The following is a 22,548-nucleotide window of genomic DNA, read 5'->3' as shown; positions in this document are numbered from 1 at the left end:
TCGCCGCGCCGGAGCCTGCGATGACCCGCAACCGGATCGGCCAGATCGGCATCCCCGCGGCCATCGTCGGCATCGTCGTGATGATGGTGGTGCCGCTGCCGAGCGTGCTGCTCGACCTGCTGCTCGCGGTCAACCTCACCGGCTCGGTGCTCATCCTGCTCGTGGCGCTGCGGGTGCAGAAGCCGCTCGACTTCGCCGTCTTCCCGTCGCTGCTGCTCGTGGCCACGCTGTTCCGGCTCGCGCTCAACGTCAGCGCGGCCCGGCTGGTGCTGCTCGACGGCTTCGCGGGGAAGGTGATCGACGCGTTCGGTCACTTCGTCGTGGGCGGCTCGATCGTGGTCGGCCTGGTCATCTTCGTCATCCTCATCGTCATCCAGTTCGTGGTCATCACCAACGGTGCCGGACGCGTCGCTGAGGTTGCCGCCCGCTTCACCCTCGACGCGATGCCCGGCAAGCAGATGGCGATCGACGCCGACCTCAACTCGGGGCTCATCGACGAGGACGAGGCCCGTCGGCGCCGGGCCGAGGTGTCCTCCGAGGCCGACTTCTACGGCGCGATGGACGGTGCGTCCAAGTTCGTCAAGGGCGACGCGATCGCGGCCATCGTCATCACCCTGGTCAACCTGGTCGGCGGCCTCGTGATCGGCGTCGTGCAGAACCACATGCCGTTCTCCGAGGCGATCACGCGGTACAGCCTGCTGTCCGTCGGCGACGGCCTGGTCTCGCAGATCCCCGCGCTGCTCATGTCGATGTCGACCGGCCTCATCGTCACCCGGGCCACCACGGAGCGGGACATGGGCAGCGACCTGCTGCACCAGTTCGGCCAGCAGCGCCAGGCCGTGCAGCTTGCCGGTACGGCAGTCATGGGGCTCGCCCTCGTCCCGGGCCTGCCGAAGCTGCCGTTCCTGCTCGTCGGCGGCGCCGCCCTGCTCATCGCCCGCCAGCTGCCCAAGCCCGAGGACAAGGAGTCAGCGGCGAAGGCAGCCGCCACGGCGGCCCCGGCCCCCTCCCCGGACAGCCCCGAGGCGATCGCCCACGACATCCGCGTCGAGCCCATCGAGCTCGAGCTGGCCTACGACCTCATCGGCCTGGTCGACGCCAGCGCCGGCGGGGACCTGCTCGACCGGGTGCGCGCCCTGCGGCGCAAGCTCGCCCACGAGCTCGGCATCCTCATCCCGCTCGTGCGCACGCGCGACAACGTCGACCTGCCGCGGCACACGTATGCCATCCGCATCCACGGCGTCGAGGTCGCCCGCGGCGAGGCGCCGCCCGGCATGGTGCTCGCCATCGGTGACCGGATCGGTCAGCTCGAGGGCACGCCCACCCGCGAGCCGGTCTTCGGCCTCGACGCCAAGTGGGTGCCGATCCACCAGCGCGGGCGGGCCGAGCAGGTCGACGCCACCGTGGTTGACCGGTCCTCGGTCGTGACGACCCACCTGGCCGAGATGGTCCGCCAGAACGCCTCGGACCTGCTCGGTCGCGAGGACGTCAAGCTGCTCGTCGAGACGGTCCGGGCGACCCACCCGGCGGTCATCGACGAGCTCACCCCGACCCCGCTCGCGCTCGGGGAGGTCCAACGGTGCCTCCAGGCGCTCCTCGCCGAGGGCGTGTGCATCCGCGACCTCGTCCGGATCTTCGAGGCGATGTCGCTGCGGGCGCGCGCCACGACCGACCCCGACAGCCTGGTGGAGGTCGTACGCGGCGCGCTGGGTCCCGCGATCGCCGCGTCGCACGCCGTGGGCGGGGAGCTGCACGTGCTCACCTTCGACCCGCAGCTCGAGCAGCGGCTGCTCGAGTCCCTGCGCGCCGGCGAGGGCGGCGGCCAGCTGCTGCTCGACCCGTGGTTCGCCGAGCGGCTCGCGACGGAGGCGCTGCGGGTGTCACAGGTCGCCGAGGAGCGGGGTGTCCTGCCCGTGCTCGTCTGCGCCCAGCCGCTGCGGCGGGCCGTGCGCCGCCTCGTCGAGCCGGGTGCCCCGCAGCTCGCCGTGCTCGCCTACCCCGAGCTGGGCGGCAACCTGCGCCTGACGCCTGCCGGGGTCGTCGACCTCGCCGAGACCGTGACGGCGGCCTGACGTGACGACCACTGCCGCGCCCGGCACGCCCGCCCGCCCCGCCGGACGGCCCGCCCCTGCCGCTGCCTCGTCGGCCTCCGCGGGGTCCGTCAGGACACCCGGCGCGACACAGGCGGGGTCCACCCCGTCGGGCTTCCGGGCCGCGGTCGTCCTGGCCCTGCTGCTCACCGGCCCTGCGGTCTACCTCGTCGCCAAGGGCGAGCTGTCGCCGCACGACGCCCTGGTCCGGTTCGGCTGCGCCTGGGCGTTCGCGACCGCTGGGGTCGCGCTCGTGCTGTCGACAGTGGGGGGCGGGTCCTCCGCCGCCGGCGGCGACCAGGCGGAGCTCGCACCGGAAGAGGTCGCCGACCCGGCACCCGCCGGACCGGCGGCCGCCGACCCGGCACCCGCCGGACCGGCAGGCGCCGACCCGGCATACGCAGGCCCGGCACCCGCCGACCCCGCGCGGGTGGACGGCGCGGCCGCGACGCGGGCCGACTGAGACCCGCCCGTCCCCGCCCGGGCGCGCCTACGACGCGGGCAGGCGTTCGCCGAGCGCCTCCCACGCGCGGAGCGGGCCCGGCCGTTCGCGCAGCGACGTGGACAGCTCACCCAGCAGTGCGCGACCCGCGTCCTCCCGGGTCGCCCCCGCGAGCAGCCGGCCGACGGCTGCGCGCAGAGCCTCGGGTCCGGCGGCGTTGGGGTCCAGGACCTCGCCCAGGCCGTGCCGCTCGATCGCGGCAGCGCCGGAGAACTGGTCGGTGGACAGCGGCAGCACGAGCAGGGGGACCCCGGCGGTGAGCGCCTCGGTCACGCTGTTGTTGCCGCCGTGGGTCACCGCGACCGCCGCGTGCCGCAGGAGCGTCACCTGGGGGAGCGACTCCCGGACCAGCCAGTGGCCGGGCAGCGGTTCGAGGGCGGCCCGCGGGGTCGACCCGTGGGCGAGGGCGACCCGGGCGTCGAGGCCGCGCAGGGCGTCGACGATGCGGGCGAGGACGTCACTGCGGGCCGAGAGGAAGCTGCCCAGGCTGACGTAGACGACCGGCTCGTCCGCGCCCCCGGCCAGCCACGCCTCGACCTCGTCGTCGCGCGACTCGTCCCGCACGCACGACCCGAGGAACTCGTGCCGCGGCAGTAGCGCGGTGCGTCGCGGGTCGTGCAGCTCCGCGGGGTAGTTGAGCAGCAGCACGTCGCCCGTCTCCGCGAACGCGTCCGAGCTCGCGGCGGCCCCCGGGTCGAGCTGGGCCAGGGCGTCGTTCCACTGAGCCGTGAACTCGTCGCGCACCTGCTCGCACAGCCGGCGGAGCCGGGCCAGGCCGTCGGGGTCGGGGGAGAAGGCGGCCGGCCAGTCCTCGGGGCAGCCGTAGACCTCGTCCCCGACGACCAGGGCGGACGGGTGCCCCAGCACCACGTCCGTGTACGCGACGCCGGCGGCGGTCAGCCCGAGCCGGGCGCCGAAGGCGAGGTGGTCGACGACGACGGTGTCGGGGCGCACCCGGTCCACGACGTCCTGCACGGCGCGCCCGACCCCGACCGGGTTCCACAGCAGGTCGTCGCGCCGGGCCGAGGCCTGGAACGTCAGGGCCTCGACCGCTCCCCGCCGGGTGGCGTCGAAGAACCCTCGAAGCGCGTCGTCCTCGCCGGGCGGCTGCTCCTCGGCCCGGATGACACCGGGGTTCGAGCCGCGGCCGAGCTGCAGGTGCTCCCGCTCGTACCCGAACCCGCGCACGTGGGCGTCGGTGGCGGGCCCCGTGGCCACGACGACCCGCTCACCGGCGTCGCGCCAGGCGGTGGCGAGCGTGGCGAGCGGGTAGAGGTGCGAGGCGTAGTCGGGGCTGACCACGAGCAGCGTCACGAGACGTCCTCCACGGCCTCGGGTGCCACCCGGCCTGCGCCGCTGAGGCGCGCGACGTCGTCGTAGACGTCTGCCAGCGCCGCAGCCATCGCGTCGATGCCGAACCGGCTGCGCACCATGGCGCGCGACCGGCTGGCCCGGTCCTCGGCGCCGTCGACGGCCGCGAGGTCGAGGGCGGCGTGGACGCCCCGCACGAGCGCGGCGGGGGACGAGGTGTCGACGAGGAACCCGGTCTGCCCGTCCGCGACGTAGGTCGCGGGACCGCCGCCGTCCGGTGCGACGACGACCAAGCCCACCCCCATCGCCTCGAGGATCGCGATGCCGAACTCCTCCTTGAGGCTGGCGCTGACGTAGGCGCCGGGCGGTCGGCCGGATGCCGGGTCGCCCCGGCGAACCGCGGCCAGCCAGGCGGCCGTGGTGGCGTTGGGGCGGTGGCCGGCCAGCAGGAGCCCGAGCGATGCCGCGCGGTCCAGGTCGACGACGTCGGCGATCCGGCCGAGCTCGGCGGCCTCGTCGTCGCTGGGCTCGTCGAGGTCCCCGCCGACGACCAGCAGGTTGCAGCGCTTGCGCAGCGTCGCGTCGTCGGCCCAGGCCCGGACCAGGGTGGCCATGCCCTTCACGGGGCTCAGGCGGCCGACCGAGACCGCGACCGGGAGAGCGCGGCGCGCAGGCGGCAGGGTCTCGAGCAGGTCCTCCAGCTGCGCGAGGGCGGTGGCCGTGCCGCGCGTGCGCAGCGCCGGTTCGCCGACCTCGCGCACGGCCCGGTCGACGCTGGTGAGGTCGATGCCCTCGCCCACGACCGAGACGGGCACGCCACGGCTCGACAGGTCGATCCCGAGGAGGCGCTGCAGGTCGCCGGCGACCTCGAGCCGCGGCAGGACCACCAGGTGGGCGGCATCGGCGGCGAGGTCCCGCAGCAGCCGGTCGCGGAACCACAGGTGCTCGACGAGGTCCGCCTCGCCGAAGCCGTCCCTGGTCAGCGTGCCCGCGGTGTCCCGCGCCTCGATGAGGGCCTGCGGGTCCGGTGCCGCGGTCAGCACGAACGGCACGCCCAGCTCGCGGGCAGCCTCCGCAGCCGCCATCGAGCCGACGTCGGCCATCCGCAGGTGGATGGCGTCCACCCTGCCCGCGGCGCGCAGGATGCGACGTATGCCGCGTCGCGCGGCGACCCGGGCCGGCCACGCCCGGGCGATGCCCTGCGGGGACCCCACGAGCGGGACGCCGGCGTAGTGGTGGCCGGGGTCGCGCAGCCCGAGGTCGCGGTGCCCGGTGGCCGCACCCGGGGCGCCGAGCGCGGCCTGACCGCGGCCGAGCGGGTAGTGCGCCAGGTCCGCACGGGTGCGGGAGATCGTGAGGACCCGTGCACCGTGGGGGCGCTGGCGGACGAGGGCGTCACCGAGCTGGACGAGCAGCGTGGCGATGCCGCCGGTGTCGCCACGGCCGGACTGGTGGAGCTGCCCGTCGACGTCCGCGTGGAGGAACAGCTGGGCGACCGCCGGTCCGTCCGGGACCAGCGCGTCGGGCCCGGGAAAGAGGTCGTGCAGGGCGAGCCGGGCCGTCTCGGCCAGCGGTCCGACGCACCGGGAGTACGACAGCAGGAGCTCCTCGGCGCCTGGGTCGTCGGCCGGCCCCTCGCCCAGGGCCGCCAGGGCGGCCCGGCGCACCGCGACGGGCTGTTCGACCTCGCCCGAGGCGAGGCTGGTGAGCAGCCGGGACGAGGCCGCCCCGGGCACGAGCCCGACGGTCTCGACCAGCCGCGCCTGCTCCTCGATCCCGGCCGCGGACGCGATCCCCGTGGCCAGGGCCGCCCGCACCCGGTCGGGGTCCTGCACCGCCCAGTGCTCGAGGGTGCGCTGGGCGAGCATCCCGGGGAAGCCGCCGGCGGCGCACCTGCCCACCAGCGCGGGCAGCGCGCGCCCGACCACGGGTGCGAGCCGCAGGGCGTCGAGGGCGTGCTCGGCGACGAACGGGCGCTCGTCCCCGAGGAGGTCGGCGAGGGCCTCGCCGGCGGTCGCGTCCGCGCAGGCGCCGAGCGCGTGCACCGCCGCGATGGCCGTGAGGGGGTCAGCGGTCCGGACCGTCGAGCGCAGGGTCGGCACCGCGTCGCCGCCGGCCGCCGCGGCGGCGCGCGCGAGCCCGTCCGCGGCTCGCATGCCCTCGAGGAGGGTGGGCGCGGACGCGACTGCGGCGATCGACGCCCCGAGGTCCATGTCTGGAACGGTAAGTCGGCGCGGCCGGATCCGCCCGCGGGAGAGAGACCCGGCTGCGTCGCGCGGCCCGCGCGTCCCTTTCCGGTGCCCTCGTGGTGCCGTCCGCAGGGGTCCGTATGCCGTGGGCTGGCTGCAGTGGGGTGGCTGGAGTGGGCGGGTGCCGGTCGTGCGGTCAGCGGGTGAGGGCGACCCCCGCGCACGCGATCTCGAGGACCCACGCCGTAGAGATGGTGCCGAGCACCAGGGGTCGTGCGCCCATGCCCCGGACCTTGTCGAACCGGACGCCGCAGCCGAGGGCGAACATCGCGGCCGCGAGCAGCAGGGTCTGCACGGTGGAGGCCGCGGTCAGCAGGGCCGGGCCGAGGTGCACGGTGCTGCGCAGGACGACGGCGGCGAGGAAGCCCACGACGAAGAGCGGCAGGAGCGGCGGCCGCGAGGTGGTGTCGCGGGCAGCGCCCCGGCGACGGAGCGCGCCGGCGACGAGGATCACCGGTGCCAGCATCAGCACCCGGCCCAGCTTGGTCACGACGGCCACCTTGAGCGCGCCGCTGCCGATGACGCCCGCGGCGGCGACCACCTGTGCCACCTCGTGGATGGACGCCCCGGCGACCAAGCCGGCCGCCTGCGAGGGGAGGCCCCACAGTCCGGTCACCGCCGGCACCACGGCGATCATCAGGGTCCCGAAGAGCACCACCATGCCGATCGCGGTCGCGACCTCCTCCTCGTCGGCGTCGGCCGTGTCCTCCATGGCGGCGACCGCCGCGGCCCCGCAGATGGAGAAGCCGGTGGCGATGAGCAGCCTCAGGGCGGGCGGCACCTGCAGCCACCGGCCGACGGCCAGGGTGCCGAGGATGCCGAGCACGACGACGCCCACCACCACGGCGATCGTGCCGCCCCCGAGGGCGACGATGTCGCCGAGCGAGAGCTGGAGCCCGAGCAGGACGATGCCGACCCGCAGCAGCCGGCGCGAGGCGACCTGCAGCCCGGGGCCGAGCGACGCCGGGAGGGCTCGGGTGTTCGACAGCACGGCCCCGGCGAGGACCGCGACGAGCAACGGGCTCAGGCCGGGGACCACGCGCTGCAGCAGGACGGCGACCACGGCGACGCCGAGGGCGAGGGCAAGTCCGGGCCACGGGAGCGAGGGCCGCCGGCCCGGGGGTCGGTCCTCCTCCGCGTCCGCCTCACGGTCGGCGAGGAGGTTCGGGGGTCGGTCGGGGTCGGCAGTCGCGTCCACGGTGCCAACCCTCACGGACGCGGTCGTCGGCTGGTACCGGGCATTCCGGCATACACTCATAGCCATGGCTATGGCTGGGACCGGGGGTGTGGGGTGAGTGCTCGCTGGCCCGACCTCGAGGTGCTCGAGCTGCTGGTCGCCGTGGCGGAGGTCGGCAGCATCGGCGCCGCTGCTGCCAGGCTGGGCGTCTCGCAGCCGAGCGCCAGCACCAGCATCGCGCGGCTGGAGCGGCGGCTGGGCCTGGCCCTGGTGAAGCGGTCGAGCCGCGGCTCGGCGATGACTCCGGAGGGGTCCCTCTACGTCGACTGGGCGAGGGACGTCCTCGCCGCGGCCGACCGGCTGCGGTTGGCGACCGACGCCCTGCGTGCGGAGCGCAGCTCGCACCTGGCGCTCGCGGCGAGCATGACGACCGCCGAGCACCTCGTGCCTCGGTGGCTGGCCGCCTTCAGGCGCGAGCACGGCGACGTCGACGTCAACCTCGCCGTCATGAACTCGGCGGGGGTGGTCGAGGCGGTGCGCGACGGCAGCCGCGACCTCGGGTTCGTCGAGACGGCGGGCGCCCCGCGCGCCCTGAGCTCGGCGACGGTGGCGACCGACGAGCTGGTGGTCGTCGTCGCCCCCGGTCACCCGTGGACCCGCCGCCGGACCCATCCCGTGACGGCGGAGGAGCTCTCGCGCACTGCGCTCGTGGTGCGGGAGGAAGGCTCGGGGACGCTGCAGACCCTGGTGGAGGCCTGCCGTGCCCGCGGTCTCACGCTCGCCGAGCCGGCGCAGGCGCTCTCGAGCAACACCGCCGTCCGCGTCGCCGCGATGGCGGGAACGGCACCGGCCGTGCTCAGCCGACTGGCGGTGCTCGACGCCGTGGCCGCGGATGACCTGGCGGTCGTCCCGGTGCCGGACCTGCCGATGCGGCGCAGGCTGCGTGCGGTCTGGGCCGGTGGTCGGCGACCGGTCGGCCACGCAGCGGACTTCGTCGTCGTGGCCCGTCGCGACGGCTGACGTCAGGGACGCACCGGGCGCGCCGCGCGGTGGTCAGCGACGTCGGGCGAGGTAGACCCGTTCCCGTCCGGGGCGGTCGGGTGCGTCCCGGACGTCCGCGACGTCGTACCCGGTGCTGGCCAGCCACTGCCGGTTCTCGTCGTCGGGGCGGAACCTGATCGTCGAGCGCGAGCTGAGGCTGGTGCCGTCGGGGAATGCGAAGTGGTGCTCGAACGTCACGAACGGCAGGTCGACGTCGAGGACCTCGGTGCGGTGCCGGACGGGACCGGTCCCCGCGATAGTCACCGTCCTCTCGTCGGCGTCGCGACCCCACCGCTCCCACGCCCGGTCCTCGACCCGTCGCGTCTCGTAGACGAGCCACGCGTCTGCCGTGAGCTGCGCGTGGACCGCCTCGAGTGCCCGGACCCAGTCGTCGTCGGTGAGGAAGACCTGGGCGACGTTGCCCGTCATGACGGCGAGGTCGACGGTGAGCGGAGGGATGGTGTGGGCTTCGCCCAGGTGCCACGTCACCAGCTCGACCCCCCGGCTTGGTCCGGGCCACGTCGAGCGAGGCCTGCGCCGGGTCGACGCCCGTCACGGTGAAACCCTCCCTGGCCGCCAGGACGGCGAAGCTTCCCGTGCCGCAGCCGAGGTCCAGGACGTGCCGCGCACGCAGCTCGTGGGCCAGCGCCAGGTAGTGCGCCAGGTCGTCCCGCTCGCCGTCGACCGCGTCGTAGAGACGTGCGAGGCGCGGCTCAGCGAACAGGGGGTCGGGCACCGTTGGAGCGTAGGCCCGGGGGCTGCCGCGGCGGGCGTCCGCGACCCACGTGCGCGACCTACCCGGCCGGTGCGGCGGCGGGGTCGCGGACTGCGTACCCGCCTGCCCGGCCGCGGACGGGCCAGGATTCGATGACCGTGCGCTCCCTGCCGGTGATCCCGTCGCCGCTCGGTGCGCGCATGATGATGGTCGCGCCACCACTTCGCAGGTAGGTCAGCAGGTACTGCCGCCAGGCGGCGTTGCCAGACCGCGCGACCTCGCTGCCGTTGGCCCGGGTGAGGTGCAGCGTGTCGTGCGTGACACCGCTGACGCCGATCTCGACCCGGCAACCGTCCCGGAAGTCCTTCGAGAGGGCGTCGAGCTCGATGAGCCCCCACGGTGAGTCCGAGGTGACGCAGCGAGTGCCGGCCACCACCGGCTGGAGCCGGCGCTCCGGGAACGGCTTGCCCGCGGCATACGTGCTGCCCTCGACCGCGCCCACCACCAGGGACAGGCCGGCAATGACGGCCACCGCCACGACGGGCCGCCTGCGCGGGCGCCCGTATGTCGCGGGGCCGGGGACCAGACCCGCCGCGCCGTGGATGGCGGCGGGAACCACGAGGGCGAACACCGGTGCCGCGAACGCGGCGTAGAAGCCGAAGAACGACGGGGCGGTCAGGAGCACGGCCACGACCGACACGGTGAGGACCGCGAAGAGCCGACCCTCCACCGACCCCCAGGCGGCCAGGGCGCATGCGATCGTGAGGACCACGAGCACGAGCCAGCCCACCCCGGCCACCTGGGTGGCACTGCGTCCCAGGAGCTTGAACGTCTCCGCCCCGCCGATCTGGCTCAGGCGCTCCAGCGTGGTGTCCGAGACCCGGCCGCGGCCCAGCTGGTCGAGCACGACCATCCGCCACATGGTCCCCGGCGCGTTGAGGAAGAACGGCAGGCACACGACGGATGCCGACGCCGCAGCCCCGAGGACCACCCGCAGGAGCACCCGGCCCCGCCACCGCAGCGCGACGTACCCGAGGACGATGACCACCGGTACGGCCCACCAGATCTTCACGACGAGGGCGAGGCCCAGCGCGGCGCCGGCGGCCACCTGCACACCGCGGCGGTCCGCGACACCCCGGGCGGAGAGGAGCGCCAGGGCGGCGAGCAGCGCCAAGGTCCCCACCGGCTCGAGCAACGGCCCCGACTCGACGCGGATCGCGGTGGGCCACAACGCATAGAAGACGCCACCGACGAGCGCGGCGACCAGGCCGAACCTGCGCGTGACCACCACGACCAGGGCAGCGTTGAGACCTCCGAGGACCGCCCAGGCGAGCCGCGCGGCGGCCATGCCGTCCGTGTCGGTCGTCACCCGTCCCAGCCACGCGAACGGCAGCAGCGCCCACACGATGCCCGGGGGGTGCAGCAGCACGAAGTCCCGGTACGGCATCCGGCCGAACGCCACCGCGCTCGCCGCCGCGTAGTAGACCCCGTCGTCGTAGAACACCGAGAGGGCGTGCGGCCCGCCGCCCCGGAGGATCGTCCCGACCCGGACGGCGACCGCGAGCACGCCGACCGCGAGGACCACCAGGAGCAGGTGTCGCCGGGACAGCCGGGCGACGGTTCGGGGCGCCCTCGGCCCGGAGGGGGAGGACGGCACCGCTGGAGCCGCTGTCATGCGCAGACAGTAATCCCGGAGCCTGTCGTCACCGAGGGGGCTGCAGCGGGGCCGCCTGTCCCGGCAACAGCGAATTGGCCGCCATCCACCGACGCAGCCGGGCCTGCATGACCCACGCGAGCAGGCTGCCGCACACCAACGCCAGGCCGATGAGGGACCACGTGACGCTCGTGACGGTCAGCCGGCTGTTGTTGAGGTGGACGAGGATCCGCACTGCGAAGTACGCCGGTGCGACGACGTTCAGCACCATCTGCCACGGCTTCCACAGCACCTTGCGTGCCGTCGCGGCCGCCACTTCCCTCTCCTCGGGCTCCAGCACCCGTCCCTGTCGCACCGCGGACCACACCCAGGCCCGCTTCGTGGGGTCGGGGGCGGGTGGCGTCACGGGGACGACCTCGCGGTGCGTCATGAGCCACAGGTGTCGGTAGACAGCCCTGCCGAGGTAGAAGGACAGCCACGCCGCGAGAGCCGCTGCCACCGCGCCCACCCACGGGTGCTGCTCGAGGGCGCTCACGGCCTCCAACACGAGCACGAGCAGGAACGAACCGAAGACGGCGTAGGTGAGGAGGAACTGCCGCCTGACCTGCGGGCCGTACCCGTACGACTTCCACCTCTGCCGGCCATCGGCCGGCGGCCGGTCGTCCGTCATCATCCTGGCCCCCCAAGACACCGTGGTCGGCGAGCCCCGGGACGTGCGCCCCACCGCCGACAGCCTCTGTGGACCTGCTCCGGCCGGCCCCCGACGTGGACCACGGTAGGGGCGCGGCAGCAGGCCTCGGACGCGATTCGACGCACGCGTGACAAATGTCAGTCGGCCAGGCGACGAGGCGCGCAGGCCGCGGCAATCGACATCGCAAGGGCCTGTCAGGCAAACACGAAACCCGCGGGCCAGTGCTCTGGCCTGCGGGTTCGGTGGTGGCCAGGGGCGGGGTCGAACCGCCGACCTTCCGATTTTCAGTCGGACGCTCGTACCAACTGAGCTACCTGGCCGTGGTGCGCCGGGCGCACCATCGCGACGGGGTGGCCCGCCGCGACCGGACGATCATAGCCCATCCGCCGACCCCCTCCGACACCGCGAGTCCGCGCCCGGAGGTGGTGCGGGCTCGCGCTCGGAAGCGCGGCCGGCCGCGGCTCAGACGAGCCGGGCGCGGCGCCAGAGCCGGGCCGAGGTGCCCCCGACGAGGCCGCAGTCGGTGAGGAAGGAGGTCAGGTTCTCGGCCGCGCCCCGCAGCTTGGCGGTGTGGTGCTCGTTGGCCCTCGCGACGCGCACGGCGACGTCGGGGTCGAGGCCCACCTCGGCATACACGTCGGGCTGGACGAGGTTGTGGATGATCACGTTGGCCACGACGCCGAGGACGAGCCGCTGCCGCGCCCGCTCGGCGCGGCCCATCGTCTCGGCACGGCGCGCGATCTCGTCGCGGGCGAACCGCATGTGGCGCGCCTCCTCCACGACGTGGATCCGGCTGACGGCACGGGTGAGCGGCTGCACCTGCTCGTCGTCGATCACCTCGCGCTGGAAGATGTCGAGAACCTCCTCGGCGACGAGGATCGAGGCGTAGAGCGACGGCCCCGTGGCGAGGGTCTTGAAGAGCCGGCCGAGCTGGTGGTCCAGTCCGGTGGGCTGGTACGACCGCGCGCCGAACTTCTCCGCGGTGCGCGCGAACATGACGGAGTGGCGGCACTCGTCGCCGATCTCGGTGAGCGCGAACTGCACGTGCGGCGTGGCCGGGTCCTGGTCGTAGACGTCGCGCAGGATCATCTGCATCAGGATCATCTCGAACCAGATGCCCACCCCCGAGATCGAGCAGAACTCCAGCTCGGTCAGGCGGACCCGCTGCTCGGGGGTGAGGTCGTCCCACAGCGCGGTGCCGTAGAGCGTCGACCACTGCGCCGACATGCCGAACAGGCCCGGCTCGAGCGGCTCGGACCAGTCGATGTCCTTCTGCGGGTCGTAGGAGGTCTTCGCCGCAGAGGCGAGCAAGCGGCGGGCGGTGGTGTCGCGGTCGTGCCGGGGGCGCACGCGCTCGAGCGCCGGCGCGGTGGTCGTCGTGGGGGTCATGGAGGCTCCTCAGGATATGTGTGAATCCGAGTAACGCCTACTATGGTTCACATGAAGAGCGACGCCGTCAAGGGGGACGCCCGACCGGACGTCACGGAGCGCGGGCGCTCGGCCCCCGCGGAGGTCGCACGCCCGGACGGCCGCTCGGAGCGCTGGCGGACCCACCGCGAGGAGCGGCGCCGCGAGTTCGTCCAGGCGGCCATCGCGGCGATCCGCCAGCACGGGCCACGCATCGGCCTCGACGACGTCTGCGCGGTGGCGGGGGTGAGCAAGCCGGTGGTCTACCGCCACTTCAAGGACAAGGACGACCTGTTCCGCGCCGTCCTCGAGTCCGCCGCCGAGGACGTCTTCCTCCCGCGGCTCGCCGAGGCGTTCGAGGCCGAGTCCGCCGACGACCGCGCCGTCGTCGCCTCGGCAGTCCGCGCGTATGTCGCCACCGTGCGCGAGGACCGCGACCTCTACCGGTTCGCCTTCGCGCACAACGGACTCGGCGACGGCGGTGACTTCGTGGGCGGCGTGGAGTCAGCGGTCGCGCAGGCCCTCGTCGCCCTGCTCGCCACCCGTCGCGGCGAGCCCGCGGACGACGACGAGCACGTGGCGTATGCCGTGGTGGGCCTCGTGCAGCTCGCGACCCACCGCTGGCTCGACCGGCCCACCATTCCCGAGGAGCGGCTCGTGGAGCTGCTCACCTCGCTCGCGTGGGAGGGGCTGGCCCCCAGGGTGGTGTGATCGAGAAACGAACCTGGGTTTCGGAACTCCGAAACCCAGGTTCGTTTCTCGATCACCAAGGGTGGCCCTGGGGCCGAGGAGCCACTGGGCGTCAACGCGCGATCCCTGCGCCTCGCCGGTCGGCGGCACCCCTGGCTCGTCAGTACTGCGGCTGCTCCTTGGCCACCAGCGTGAGCACGTCATAGGTCGCGACCGGCTCGCCGTCGGCGTTGCTCACGACGGCGTCCCAGCGGACCTCGCCGTAGTCGGCCGAGCGCCGCGGCGAGAGCTGCTTGACGGTGAGCAGCACAGAGATCTCGTCGTCGACCTTGACGGGGGTGAGGAACCGCAGGTTGTCGACGCCGAAGTTGGCCAGGACGGGGCCCGGGTCCGGCTGGACGAACAGTCCAGCCGCCAGCGACACCACGAGGTAGCCGTGCGCGACGATCCCGCCGAAGAGCTCGTTCTTCTGAGCTGCCGCCTCGTCGGTGTGGGCGTAGAACGTGTCGCCCGTGAACTCGGCGAAGTGCTCGATGTCCTCGAGCGTCACCCGGCGCGACGCCGACTGCACCGTGTCGCCGATGCGCAGCTCTGCCAACGACTTCCGGAACGGGTGGACCTCCTCGACGCGACGCTGCGCCCCCTTGGTCCAGCGCCCGGTGATGGCGGTGAGCATGTCGGGGGAGCCCTGCAGGGCGGTGCGCTGCATGTGGTGCAGGATGCCGCGCACGCCACCGAGCTCCTCGCCGCCACCCGCCCGGCCGGGACCGCCGTGGACGAGCATCGGCAGCGGGGAGCCGTGGCCGGTGGACTCCGGCGCGGCCGCGCGGTCGAGCACGAGGATCCGGCCGTGCCAAGGCGCGAGGCCGAGGGTCACGTCGCGGGCGACGGAGGGGTCGTGCGTGACGAGCGAACCCACCAGCGAGCCCTTGCCGCGGGCCGCGAGCGCGATCGCCTCGTCGACGGTCTCGTAGGAGATGACGGTGCTCACCGGACCGAACGGCTCGACGTCGTGCGGCTCGACCGCACCCTCCCGGGCCCGCAGCAGCACCGGAGCGAGGAAGGCGCCCACCGCGAAGTCCGCGTCGACGAGCTCGGCGGAGTCGGGGTTGCCCCACACGATGTCGCTCGAGGCCTGGAGCGACGCGATGGCCTTGCGGACCTCGTCGCGCTGGTCCACCGAGGCGAGCGCGCCCATGCGCACGTCCGGGTTCGCCGGGTTGCCGACAGTGGTTGAGGACAGCCGGGCGCCGATGGCCTCGACGACCTCGTCGGCGATGGCCGCCGGGACGATGGTGCGCCGGATGGCGGTGCACTTCTGGCCGGCCTTGACCGTCATCTCGGTGACGACGCCCTTGACGAACAGGTCGAACTCGGGGTCGTCGGCCGTCACGTCCGGGCCGAGGACCGAGCAGTTGAGCGAGTCGGCCTCGACGCCGAGCTGGACGCCGCCGTGCAGCACGTTCTGGTGGCTGCGCAGGATGCCGGCCGTGTGCGCCGACCCGGTGAACGCGACCGAGTCCTGCACGGTGAGCGCGTCGAGCAGGCCGGACGCGCTGCCGCTGAGCAGCTGCAGGGTGCCCTCGGGGAGGATCCCGGACTCGATGATCCGCCGGACCACGAGCTCGGTGAGGTATGCCGTCTGGCTGGCCGGCTTGACGATGCTCGGCACCCCGGCGATGAAGGCGGGCGCGAGCTTCTCGAGCATGCCCCAGACCGGGAAGTTGAAGGCGTTGATCTGCACGGCGACGCCCGGCCGCGTCGTGTAGACGTGCTGGCCGACGAACTGGCCCGCACGGCCGAGCTGCTCGAGGCCCCCGTCGAGGTAGACCGTGTCGGCCGGCATCTCGCGGGTGCCCTTGCTCGCCACGGAGAAGAGCGTGCCGAAGCCGCCGTCGATGTCGACTGCCGAGTCGCGTCTCGTCGCGCCCGTGCGGGTGGAGAGCTCGTAGAACTCGTCCTTGTGTGCGGTGAGGTGCTTGGCGAGCTCCTTGATGAGGGCCGAGCGCTCGTGGAACGTCAGGTCACGCAGCGCGGGACCGCCGACGCTGCGCGCGTGCTCCACCATCGCGCCGACGTCGAGGCCGGTGGACGAGATCCGGGCGACCTCCTCGCCGGTCGTGGCATCCCGCAGCGGGGCGCCCTCGTCGGTGGCGCGGAACCACCGGCCCGCGGCATAGCTCTCGAGCATCGACATGGGGTGTTGTCCTCTCCCTCGGTGCGTGCCACACTATTACAGACCGCTCGGTCAGTAAATGCCCGCGCGGCCCTTCCCGTGCCACCGGTCTGTGCTCCTTCTCGGTGGCGCGGGATGCTGGTTCCCACCACCCTCGGGAGGACGCGATGACGACGGCTCCGGAACGCACCCGCGGCGACGCGGGCGACGACGCGGCATACGAAGCGGGCTTCGACGCCACCATCGCACGAGGCGACCGCATCGAGCCACGGGACTGGATGCCCGAGGGCTACCGCAGGACGCTGGTCCGGCAGGTCGCGCAGCACGCCCACTCGGAGATCATCGGCATGCAGCCGGAGGGCAACTGGCTGACCCGCGCGCCCTCCCTGCGGCGCAAGGCGATCCTGCTCGCCAAGGTGCAGGACGAGGCCGGCCACGGGCTGTACCTCTACTCCGCGTGCGAGACGCTCGGCGTCTCGCGCCAGGAGCTCACCGAGATGCTCATCGACGGCCGGCAGAAGTACTCCTCGATCTTCAACTACCCGACCCTGTCGTACGCCGACGTCGGCACGATCGGCTGGCTCGTCGACGGCGCCGCGATCTGCAACCAGGTGCCGCTGTGCCGCACCTCGTTCGGGCCGTACGGCCGGGCGATGATCCGCATCTGCAAGGAGGAGTCCTTCCACCAGCGGCAGGGCTACGAGCTGCTCATGACGATGATGCGCGGCACCGACGAGCAGCGGGCGATGGTGCAGGAGTCGGTCGACCGGTTCTGGTGGCCGGCACTGATGATGTTCGGGCCGCCGGACGCCGAGTCGCCCAACACGCAGCAGTCGATGGCGTGGGGGATCAAGCGCAACACCAACGACGACCTGCGCCAGCGCTTCGTCGACATGACGGTGCCGCAGGCGAAGGCGCTCGGCGTCACCCTGCCGGACCCCGACCTGCGCTGGAACGCCGAGCGCGGCGCGCACGACTTCACCCAGCCCGACTGGAGCGAGTTCATGCAGGTGGTCAAGGGCAACGGGCCGTGCAACGCCCAGCGGATCGCCCACCGCCGCAAGGCCCACGAGGACGGCGCGTGGGTGCGTGAGGCCGCGACCGCGTATGCCGCGAAGCAGGCTGCCGCCGCGAACGACGAGAAGGGTGCGGCATGAGCGAGCAGGGAACGACGGCGCAGGCCGGCACGACGGCGCACGGCGGCTCGGGCGTCCGCGCGGAGTGGCCGCTGTACGAGGTGTTCGTGCGCGGCAAGCGGGGGCTCAACCACGTCCATGTCGGGTCGCTGCACGCCGCCGACGACCAGATGGCGCTGATGCACGCCCGCGACGTCTACACCCGGCGCAACGAGGGCGTGAGCATCTGGGTCGTGAAGTCTGTCGACATCGCGGCGTCGAGCCCGGACGAGAAGGACCCGCTGTTCGCCCCCAGCGGCGACAAGGTCTACCGGCACCCGACCTTCTACACGATCCCCGACGACGTCCCCCACATGTGAGCGACCGATGAGCCACCCCACCCCCGACCCGAACGCCGCCGACGGCTCCGTCTACGACGGGCTGCTCGAGCACGAACCGGCCGGCGACGCCGCCCACTGGGCCTTCGGCACCGACTTCGAGGACCCGCTCGCCGGCGTCGACACGACCATCCCCGAGGGTGTCGACCCCGCCGTCCTCGGCGCGTACTCGCTCATGCTGGCCGACGACGCGCTCGTCGCCTCGCACCGGCTGTCGGAGTGGTGCAGCCGCGCGCCCGACCTCGAGGAGGACATCGCCCTCGCCAACATCGCGCTGGACCTGCTCGGCCAGGCCCGGCTGCTGCTCGCCCGGGCTGCGGCGGCCGACCCCTCGCTCGTGCCGGCGCTGCCCGAGGGCTCGCCCGTCCCGCCCGAGGACGCGCTCGCGTTCTTCCGTGGCGACCAGCAGTTCCGCAACGTCCGGCTCGTCGAGCTCGACAACGGCGACTTCGCCGTGACGATCGTCAAGCTGCTGCTGTTCTCCTGCGCGCGGATCGCGGTGTTCGAGCGGCTCGCCGACAGCCGCGACCACGTGCTCGCCGCGGTCGCAGCCAAGGGCGTCAAGGAGCTGACGTACCACCGCGACTTCGCCGGCCGGTGGTTCCTCACCCTGGCGCAGGGGACCGAGGAGTCCCGCCGCCGGCTCGACGCCGCCCTGACCTCGGTCTGGCCGCTGTTCGCCGAGCTCTTCGACACCCACGACGCGGAGCGGGCCGCAGCCGAGCAGGGCGTCGGGGTGGACCCGTCCACGGTGGCGGACGAGGTCGGCGTCGTCCTGGCGCAGGTCTTCGCGATGAGCGGCGTCGAGCAGCCCGCCCCGGGGCGCCTCGCCGCGGTGGCCGGCCGCACCGGGCGCGACGGCATGCACACCGAGGCGCTGAGCCGGCTCCTCGCCGAGATGCAGTCCGTCGCTCGCGCGCACCCCATGGGGCAGTGGTGACCGCCGTGTCCACCCGCGTCGACGGGCTGCATGAGCCCCCGGCACGGCGAGGGGCCGCTGGGCTGCAGGAGCGGGCGTATGCCGTGGCGCGCACCGTCACCGACCCCGAGCTGCCGATGCTGACGCTCGAGGACCTGGGGGTCCTGCGCGGGGTCGAGGTCGACGCCGACGGCACGGTGGTCGTCTCGATCACCCCGACGTACTCCGGCTGCCCGGCGATGGCCACGATGCGCGACGACCTCGTGCGTGCGCTCGCCGAGGCGGGCCTCGAGGCGCGGGTGGCGGTGGCCCTGTCCCCGGCCTGGTCGAGCGACTGGATCAGCGAGCGGGGTCGCGCCGCCCTCGCCGAGGCGGGGATCTCCGCCCCGCACCCGGTCGGCCGTCGCGTCGGCAGCGGACCCGTGCCGCTCACCCTCGCGCCCACCCGGCGTGCCGTGACCTGCCCCCGGTGCGGGTCGGCCGACACCGCCCTCACCTCCGAGTTCGGGCCGACGTCGTGCAAGGCGCTCTACCGCTGCACGTCCTGCCTCGAGCCGTTCGAGCACGTCAAGGAGATCTGAGTGACCGCCACGGGTTCCCTCCTCGTCCCCGCCGGCCGCCGGCGCGGGCCGCGGTTCCACGAGCTCACCGTGCACTCGGTCGAGCGCCTCACGGACGACTCTGCGGCCGTCACGTTCGACGTTCCCGAGGAGCTCGCCGCCGAGTACGACTTCGCGCCGGGCCAGTCCCTCACCATCCGGCGCACCGTCGACGGGGTGGAGGAGCGGCGGCAGTACTCCATCTGCGCCGCCGCGGGGGAGCGCCCGCGCATCGGGGTCCGTGAGATCCCCGACGGGCTGTTCAGCCGCTGGCTGGTCCGCGAGGTCAGGGCCGGGGACGTGCTCGAGGTGCAGACGCCGTCGGGCTCGTTCCGCGCCGACCCGAGCGTCGGCGAGCGGCACCTGTGCATCGCCGCCGGGTCCGGCATCACGCCCATGCTGTCGATCGCCGCCAGCGTGCTCGCCCACCCCGACGCCGAGCTGACGCTGTTCTACGGCAACCGCACCACCGGCTCGGTGATGTTCGCCGAGGAGCTCGCCGACCTGAAGAACCGCTACGGCTCGAGGTTCCAGCTCGTCCACGTCCTGTCCCGTGAGCCGCGCGACGTCCCGCTCTTCTCCGGCCGCCTCGACGCCGACCGCATCCGCGCCCTCACCGGGGCGTTCGTGCCGATCGACTCGATCGACCACGTCTGGCTCTGCGGTCCGCACGCCATGATCGAGGGTGCACGCGAGGCGCTGGCCGACCTGGGGGTCGAGCCGAAGCGCGTTCACTTCGAGCTCTTCTACGTCGACGCGCCGCCGCCGGAGCTGCACCGGCCCGACGAGGAGCTCGCCGGGGAGACGAGCGAGGTCACCGTCGTCCTCGACGGGCTCACCAGCACCGCCCCGATCTCGCGCTCGACGAGCATCCTCGACGGTGCCCAGCGCACCCGCACCGACCTGCCGTTCGCCTGCAAGGGCGGCGTCTGCGGCACCTGCCGCGCCCTGGTCCGCGAGGGCGAGGTCGACATGCGCCGCAACTACGCCCTCGAGGACGGCGAGGTCGACGAAGGCTTCGTCCTGACCTGCCAGTCCTACCCCGTCAGCGAGCGCGTCACCGTCGACTTCGACGCGTGACCGACCCTGTCCCGCAAGGAGATTGACGTGCCCGAAGCGTTTCTCGTCGACGCCGTCCGCACCCCCATCGGCCGGTATGCCGGTGCGCTGGCGTCCGTGCGCCCCGACGACCTCGCTGCCCTCGTGGTCGGCGAGGTCGTCCGTCGGGCAGGCGTCGACCCGGCTCTGGTCGACGAGGTGGTCCTCGGTGCCGCGAACCAGGCAGGCGAGGACAACCGCAACGTCGCCCGGATGGCCTGGCTGCTCGCCGGTTTCCCCGACTCGGTGCCCGGCTTCACCGTCAACCGGCTGTGCGCCTCGGGCATGACGGCGATCACCACCGCCCGGCAGATGGTCGCGGCGGGCGACGCCGACGTCGTCGTCGCGGGCGGGGTCGAGTCGATGACGCGGGCGCCGTGGGTGCAGGAGAAGCCGGCGAAGGCGTTCGCCCGTCCGGGTGCGGCGTTCGACACCTCGATCGGCTGGCGCTTCACCAACCCGCGGTTCGACGCCGACACCACGCTGACCATGCCGCAGACCGCGGAGCGGGTCGCACAGCGGTGGGGGCTGAGCCGCGAGGAGCTCGACACCTTCGCGCTGCGCTCCCACCAGCGGGCGGTGGCGGCCATCGAGGCGGGGCGGTTCGAGGCCGAGACCGTCGCGGTCCCCGTCGGCGACGGCGAGGTCGCGGTCGACGAGGGCCCCCGCGCCGACACGAGCCTGGAGAAGCTGGCCCGGCTGCGGCCGCTGCACGGCCCGGACGGCCTCGTCACGGCCGGCAACTCCAGCGCCCTCAACGACGGCGCAGCGGCGGTGGTCGTCGCGTCGGAGGCGTTCGTGGAGAAGCACGGCCTCACCCCGCGGGCGCGCATCGTCGGCGGTGCCAGTGCCGGGGTCGCACCGGACGTCATGGGCATCGGGCCGGTGCCCGCCACGCGCAAGGCCCTCGACCGGGCCGGCTGGACGGTGGACGACCTCGACGCCGTCGAGCTCAACGAGGCCTTCGCCTCGCAGTCCCTCGCCTGCGTCCGCGACCTCAAGCTCGACGAGGAGGTCGTCAACGCCGACGGCGGCGCCATCGCCCTCGGCCACCCGCTCGGCTGCTCCGGCACCCGGATCGTCGTGACGCTGCTCGGCCGGCTCGAGCGCGCCGGCGCCCGGCGTGGCCTGGCGACGATGTGCGTCGGCGTCGGGCAGGGCACCGCGCTGCTGCTGGAGCGCCCGTGAGCGCCGCGGGCGCGGCCGGCGCGGCCGGGCGCCGGCTGCCGGCCCACGTCGGCGTCTACGGGGGTGGCCGCATGGGCGCCGGCATCGCGCACGCCTTCGTCTCCGCAGGCTCGCAGGTCGTCGTCGTCGAGAGCTCGGAAGCGGCGGCCCAGGCGGCGGGGGAGCGCATCGCCGGCAGCCTCGCGAAGGCGGCCGAGCGCGGGACCCTCGGGGTCGAGGCGGAGGCCGCGGGCGCGGCATACCGGACGACCACGGACCCGGCCGACCTCGCCGAGGTGACGCTGGTCGTGGAGGCGGTGCCCGAGGACGTCGAGCTCAAGCGGCAGGTGTTCGCGGCGGTGGAGCAGGCGGCGCCGGACGCGGCACTCGCCACGAACACGAGCTCGCTGTCGATCGACTCGATCGCCGACGGGCTGTCGCGTCCGGAGCGGCTCGTCGGGCTGCACTTCTTCAACCCCGTGCCCGTCAGCGACCTCGTCGAGGTCGTCGTCGGGAGGCGCACCGACCCGGCCCTCGTCGACGACGCCCGCGCGTGGGTCGAGGCCCTGGGCAAGACGGGGATCACCGTGCAGGACGCGCCCGGGTTCGCCAGCAGCCGGCTCGGGGTCGCGATCGCGCTCGAGGCCATGCGGATGGTGCAGGAGGGCGTGGCGAGTGCCGAGGACATCGACACCGCCATGACGCTCGGCTACCGCCACCCCGTGGGGCCGCTGCGGACCACCGACATCGTCGGGCTCGACGTGCGGCTGGCCATCGCCGAGCACCTGGCCCGCGAGCTCGGCCCGCGGTTCGAGCCGCCGCAGCTGCTGCGGGACAAGGTCGCTGCCGGCGAGCTGGGTCGCAAGGCGGGGCGCGGCTTCTACGACTGGTGACGGGCCGTGGCGGTCGCCAAGCCGTCGAACGCGATCGTCGTGATGGCCTCGGAGAGCTGCCGCGCGTCGGCGGGGCCGCCGGGACGGTGCCACTCGACGAGCGAGTTGACCATCCCGAAGAGCAGCCGGCTCACGAGCTGGGGCGACACGTCCGAGCGGAGTGAACCTTCGTCGACGGCCTCCTGCACGAGGGCCGCGAGGCGGGCGTCGATGGCGCGGCGGCGGCGCAGGGCCTCCACCTCGACCTCGCTGTTGCCGCGGACGCGCAGCAGCAGGGTGACCGCGGGCTGGTGCTCGACGAGCACCTCGACCGACAGCTGGACGGCGCGGCGAAGTCGCTGGTACGCAGTGGATCCCGGCTCGTGGCGCTCGGCCTCGTCGATGACCGCGGTGAGGCCGTCGAGCGCCTCGTCGAGCGCCTGGGAGAGCAGGTGCTCCTTGCCGGGGACGTGGTGGTAGATCGCGGACTTGCTGAACCCGAGGGCGCGAGCCAGGTCACCCATGCTGGTGCCGTCGTAGCCCTGCTCGTTGAACAGGTCGACCGCCCGGCGCAGCACCGTCTGCTGGTCGCGCCCGGGACGCCCCCGCCGCGGTGCGGTCGTCCCGCCGTCGGTCGTGCTCACGCGGCCACTGTCCCACAACGGCCTCGTGCCTCA

20 protein-coding genes, 1 tRNA gene and 1 pseudogene are annotated in these 22,548 nt (G+C 73.8%); 11 read left to right on the top strand and 11 right to left on the bottom strand.

Translation table 11 applies throughout. From position 1 onward, the window contains the following. Positions 1–20: 20 nt before the first annotated feature. Together flhA and RKE38_RS06890 are read left to right on the top strand one after the other, a co-directional pair. Positions 21–2,072: a flagellar biosynthesis protein FlhA gene (gene flhA / locus RKE38_RS06895; RefSeq protein ID WP_316006703.1), complete on the top strand. Its 2,052-nt coding sequence runs from the start codon at positions 21–23 to the stop codon at positions 2,070–2,072. Position 2,073: 1 nt separating this feature from the next. Further along, positions 2,074–2,553 (top strand): hypothetical protein, encoded by a 480-nt coding sequence (locus RKE38_RS06890; RefSeq protein ID WP_316006702.1) that lies wholly within the window; start codon positions 2,074–2,076, stop codon positions 2,551–2,553. Between the two features lie 27 nt (positions 2,554–2,580). Here the strand turns inward: RKE38_RS06890 and RKE38_RS06885 are convergent, their stop codons facing one another. The 3 genes from RKE38_RS06885 to RKE38_RS06875 form a co-directional block, all read right to left on the bottom strand. Next, positions 2,581–3,906, bottom strand: coding sequence for a glycosyltransferase (locus RKE38_RS06885; protein WP_316006701.1), 1,326 nt, complete (start codon positions 3,904–3,906; stop codon positions 2,581–2,583). Next, on the bottom strand, positions 3,903–6,116 hold the full coding sequence (locus tag RKE38_RS06880) for a glycosyltransferase family 4 protein (RefSeq protein WP_316006700.1): 2,214 nt from the start codon (positions 6,114–6,116) through the stop codon (positions 3,903–3,905). Before RKE38_RS06880 ends, RKE38_RS06885 begins: the two co-directional genes overlap by 4 nt. Before the next feature lie 172 nt (positions 6,117–6,288). Beyond that, a complete protein-coding gene (locus tag RKE38_RS06875) occupies positions 6,289–7,350 on the bottom strand; it encodes a YeiH family protein (RefSeq protein ID WP_316006699.1) in 1,062 nt (353 codons plus the stop codon). A 93-nt stretch (positions 7,351–7,443) separates the two neighbouring features. Between RKE38_RS06875 and RKE38_RS06870 the strand changes: the two genes are divergently transcribed. Continuing rightward, the gene (locus tag RKE38_RS06870; protein WP_316006698.1) at positions 7,444–8,349 is read left to right on the top strand and encodes a LysR family transcriptional regulator; all 906 of its coding nucleotides are present in this window, start codon (positions 7,444–7,446) and stop codon (positions 8,347–8,349) included. 33 nt (positions 8,350–8,382) lie between these two features. On the opposite strand, the gene RKE38_RS06865 is transcribed toward RKE38_RS06870, so the two are convergent. The 6 genes and pseudogenes from RKE38_RS06865 to RKE38_RS06840 form a co-directional block, all read right to left on the bottom strand. Continuing rightward, positions 8,383–8,859, bottom strand: coding sequence for a hypothetical protein (locus tag RKE38_RS06865; RefSeq protein ID WP_316006697.1), 477 nt, complete (start codon positions 8,857–8,859; stop codon positions 8,383–8,385). A 67-nt stretch (positions 8,860–8,926) separates the two neighbouring features. Next, positions 8,927–9,106 (bottom strand): annotated as a pseudogene (locus RKE38_RS06860) (SAM-dependent methyltransferase); the annotation flags it as partial. 58 nt (positions 9,107–9,164) lie between these two features. Continuing rightward, complete coding sequence (locus RKE38_RS06855; protein ID WP_316006696.1) at positions 9,165–10,760, bottom strand: hypothetical protein; 1,596 nt, start codon at positions 10,758–10,760, stop codon at positions 9,165–9,167. Positions 10,761–10,788: 28 nt separating this feature from the next. Then, entirely contained in the window at positions 10,789–11,412 is a 624-nt protein-coding gene (locus RKE38_RS06850) for a hypothetical protein (protein ID WP_316006695.1), read from the bottom strand. 261 nt (positions 11,413–11,673) lie between these two features. Continuing rightward, positions 11,674–11,750 (bottom strand) — tRNA-Phe (locus tag RKE38_RS06845). 142 nt (positions 11,751–11,892) lie between these two features. Beyond that, positions 11,893–12,819 (bottom strand): diiron oxygenase, encoded by a 927-nt coding sequence (locus tag RKE38_RS06840; protein WP_316006694.1) that lies wholly within the window; start codon positions 12,817–12,819, stop codon positions 11,893–11,895. Positions 12,820–12,870: 51 nt separating this feature from the next. Between RKE38_RS06840 and RKE38_RS06835 the strand changes: the two genes are divergently transcribed. Further along, positions 12,871–13,548 carry a TetR/AcrR family transcriptional regulator gene (locus tag RKE38_RS06835; protein WP_316006693.1) on the top strand — a complete coding sequence of 226 codons (678 nt, stop codon included), beginning with the start codon at positions 12,871–12,873 and terminating at the stop codon, positions 13,546–13,548. Between the two features lie 139 nt (positions 13,549–13,687). Here the strand turns inward: RKE38_RS06835 and paaZ are convergent, their stop codons facing one another. Then, on the bottom strand, positions 13,688–15,724 hold the full coding sequence (paaZ, locus tag RKE38_RS06830; RefSeq protein WP_316006692.1) for a phenylacetic acid degradation bifunctional protein PaaZ: 2,037 nt from the start codon (positions 15,722–15,724) through the stop codon (positions 13,688–13,690). 146 nt (positions 15,725–15,870) lie between these two features. Between paaZ and paaA the strand changes: the two genes are divergently transcribed. The 7 genes from paaA to RKE38_RS06795 are packed head-to-tail and all read left to right on the top strand — an operon-like array spanning position 15,871 to position 21,892. Further along, positions 15,871–16,860: a 1,2-phenylacetyl-CoA epoxidase subunit PaaA gene (gene paaA, locus RKE38_RS06825; protein WP_316006691.1), complete on the top strand. Its 990-nt coding sequence runs from the start codon at positions 15,871–15,873 to the stop codon at positions 16,858–16,860. Continuing rightward, positions 16,857–17,198, top strand: coding sequence for a 1,2-phenylacetyl-CoA epoxidase subunit PaaB (gene paaB, locus RKE38_RS06820; protein ID WP_316006690.1), 342 nt, complete (start codon positions 16,857–16,859; stop codon positions 17,196–17,198). The genes paaA and paaB overlap by 4 nt, the downstream gene beginning before the upstream one ends. 7 nt (positions 17,199–17,205) lie before the next feature. Next, entirely contained in the window at positions 17,206–18,156 is a 951-nt protein-coding gene (paaC, locus tag RKE38_RS06815) for a 1,2-phenylacetyl-CoA epoxidase subunit PaaC (protein WP_316006689.1), read from the top strand. Continuing rightward, the gene (paaD, locus tag RKE38_RS06810; RefSeq protein WP_316006688.1) at positions 18,153–18,716 is read left to right on the top strand and encodes a 1,2-phenylacetyl-CoA epoxidase subunit PaaD; all 564 of its coding nucleotides are present in this window, start codon (positions 18,153–18,155) and stop codon (positions 18,714–18,716) included. Before paaC ends, paaD begins: the two co-directional genes overlap by 4 nt. Continuing rightward, complete coding sequence (gene paaE / locus RKE38_RS06805; RefSeq protein ID WP_316006687.1) at positions 18,717–19,814, top strand: 1,2-phenylacetyl-CoA epoxidase subunit PaaE; 1,098 nt, start codon at positions 18,717–18,719, stop codon at positions 19,812–19,814. It begins immediately after the preceding gene. 27 nt (positions 19,815–19,841) lie between these two features. Then, complete coding sequence (locus RKE38_RS06800) at positions 19,842–21,020, top strand: thiolase family protein (protein WP_316006686.1); 1,179 nt, start codon at positions 19,842–19,844, stop codon at positions 21,018–21,020. Continuing rightward, entirely contained in the window at positions 21,017–21,892 is an 876-nt protein-coding gene (locus RKE38_RS06795; RefSeq protein WP_316006685.1) for a 3-hydroxyacyl-CoA dehydrogenase family protein, read from the top strand. Before RKE38_RS06800 ends, RKE38_RS06795 begins: the two co-directional genes overlap by 4 nt. Here the strand turns inward: RKE38_RS06795 and RKE38_RS06790 are convergent. After that, complete coding sequence (locus RKE38_RS06790) at positions 21,880–22,515, bottom strand: TetR/AcrR family transcriptional regulator (protein ID WP_316006684.1); 636 nt, start codon at positions 22,513–22,515, stop codon at positions 21,880–21,882. The two genes, RKE38_RS06795 and RKE38_RS06790, sit on opposite strands and share 13 nt — an antisense overlap. Positions 22,516–22,548: the final 33 nt, after the last annotated feature.

It is taken from the genome of Phycicoccus sp. M110.8 (genome assembly GCF_032464895.1).
In the GTDB taxonomy this organism is placed as follows: Bacteria; Actinomycetota; Actinomycetes; order Actinomycetales; family Dermatophilaceae; genus Pedococcus.
This window is presented reverse-complemented; position numbering and strand designations above follow the sequence as displayed.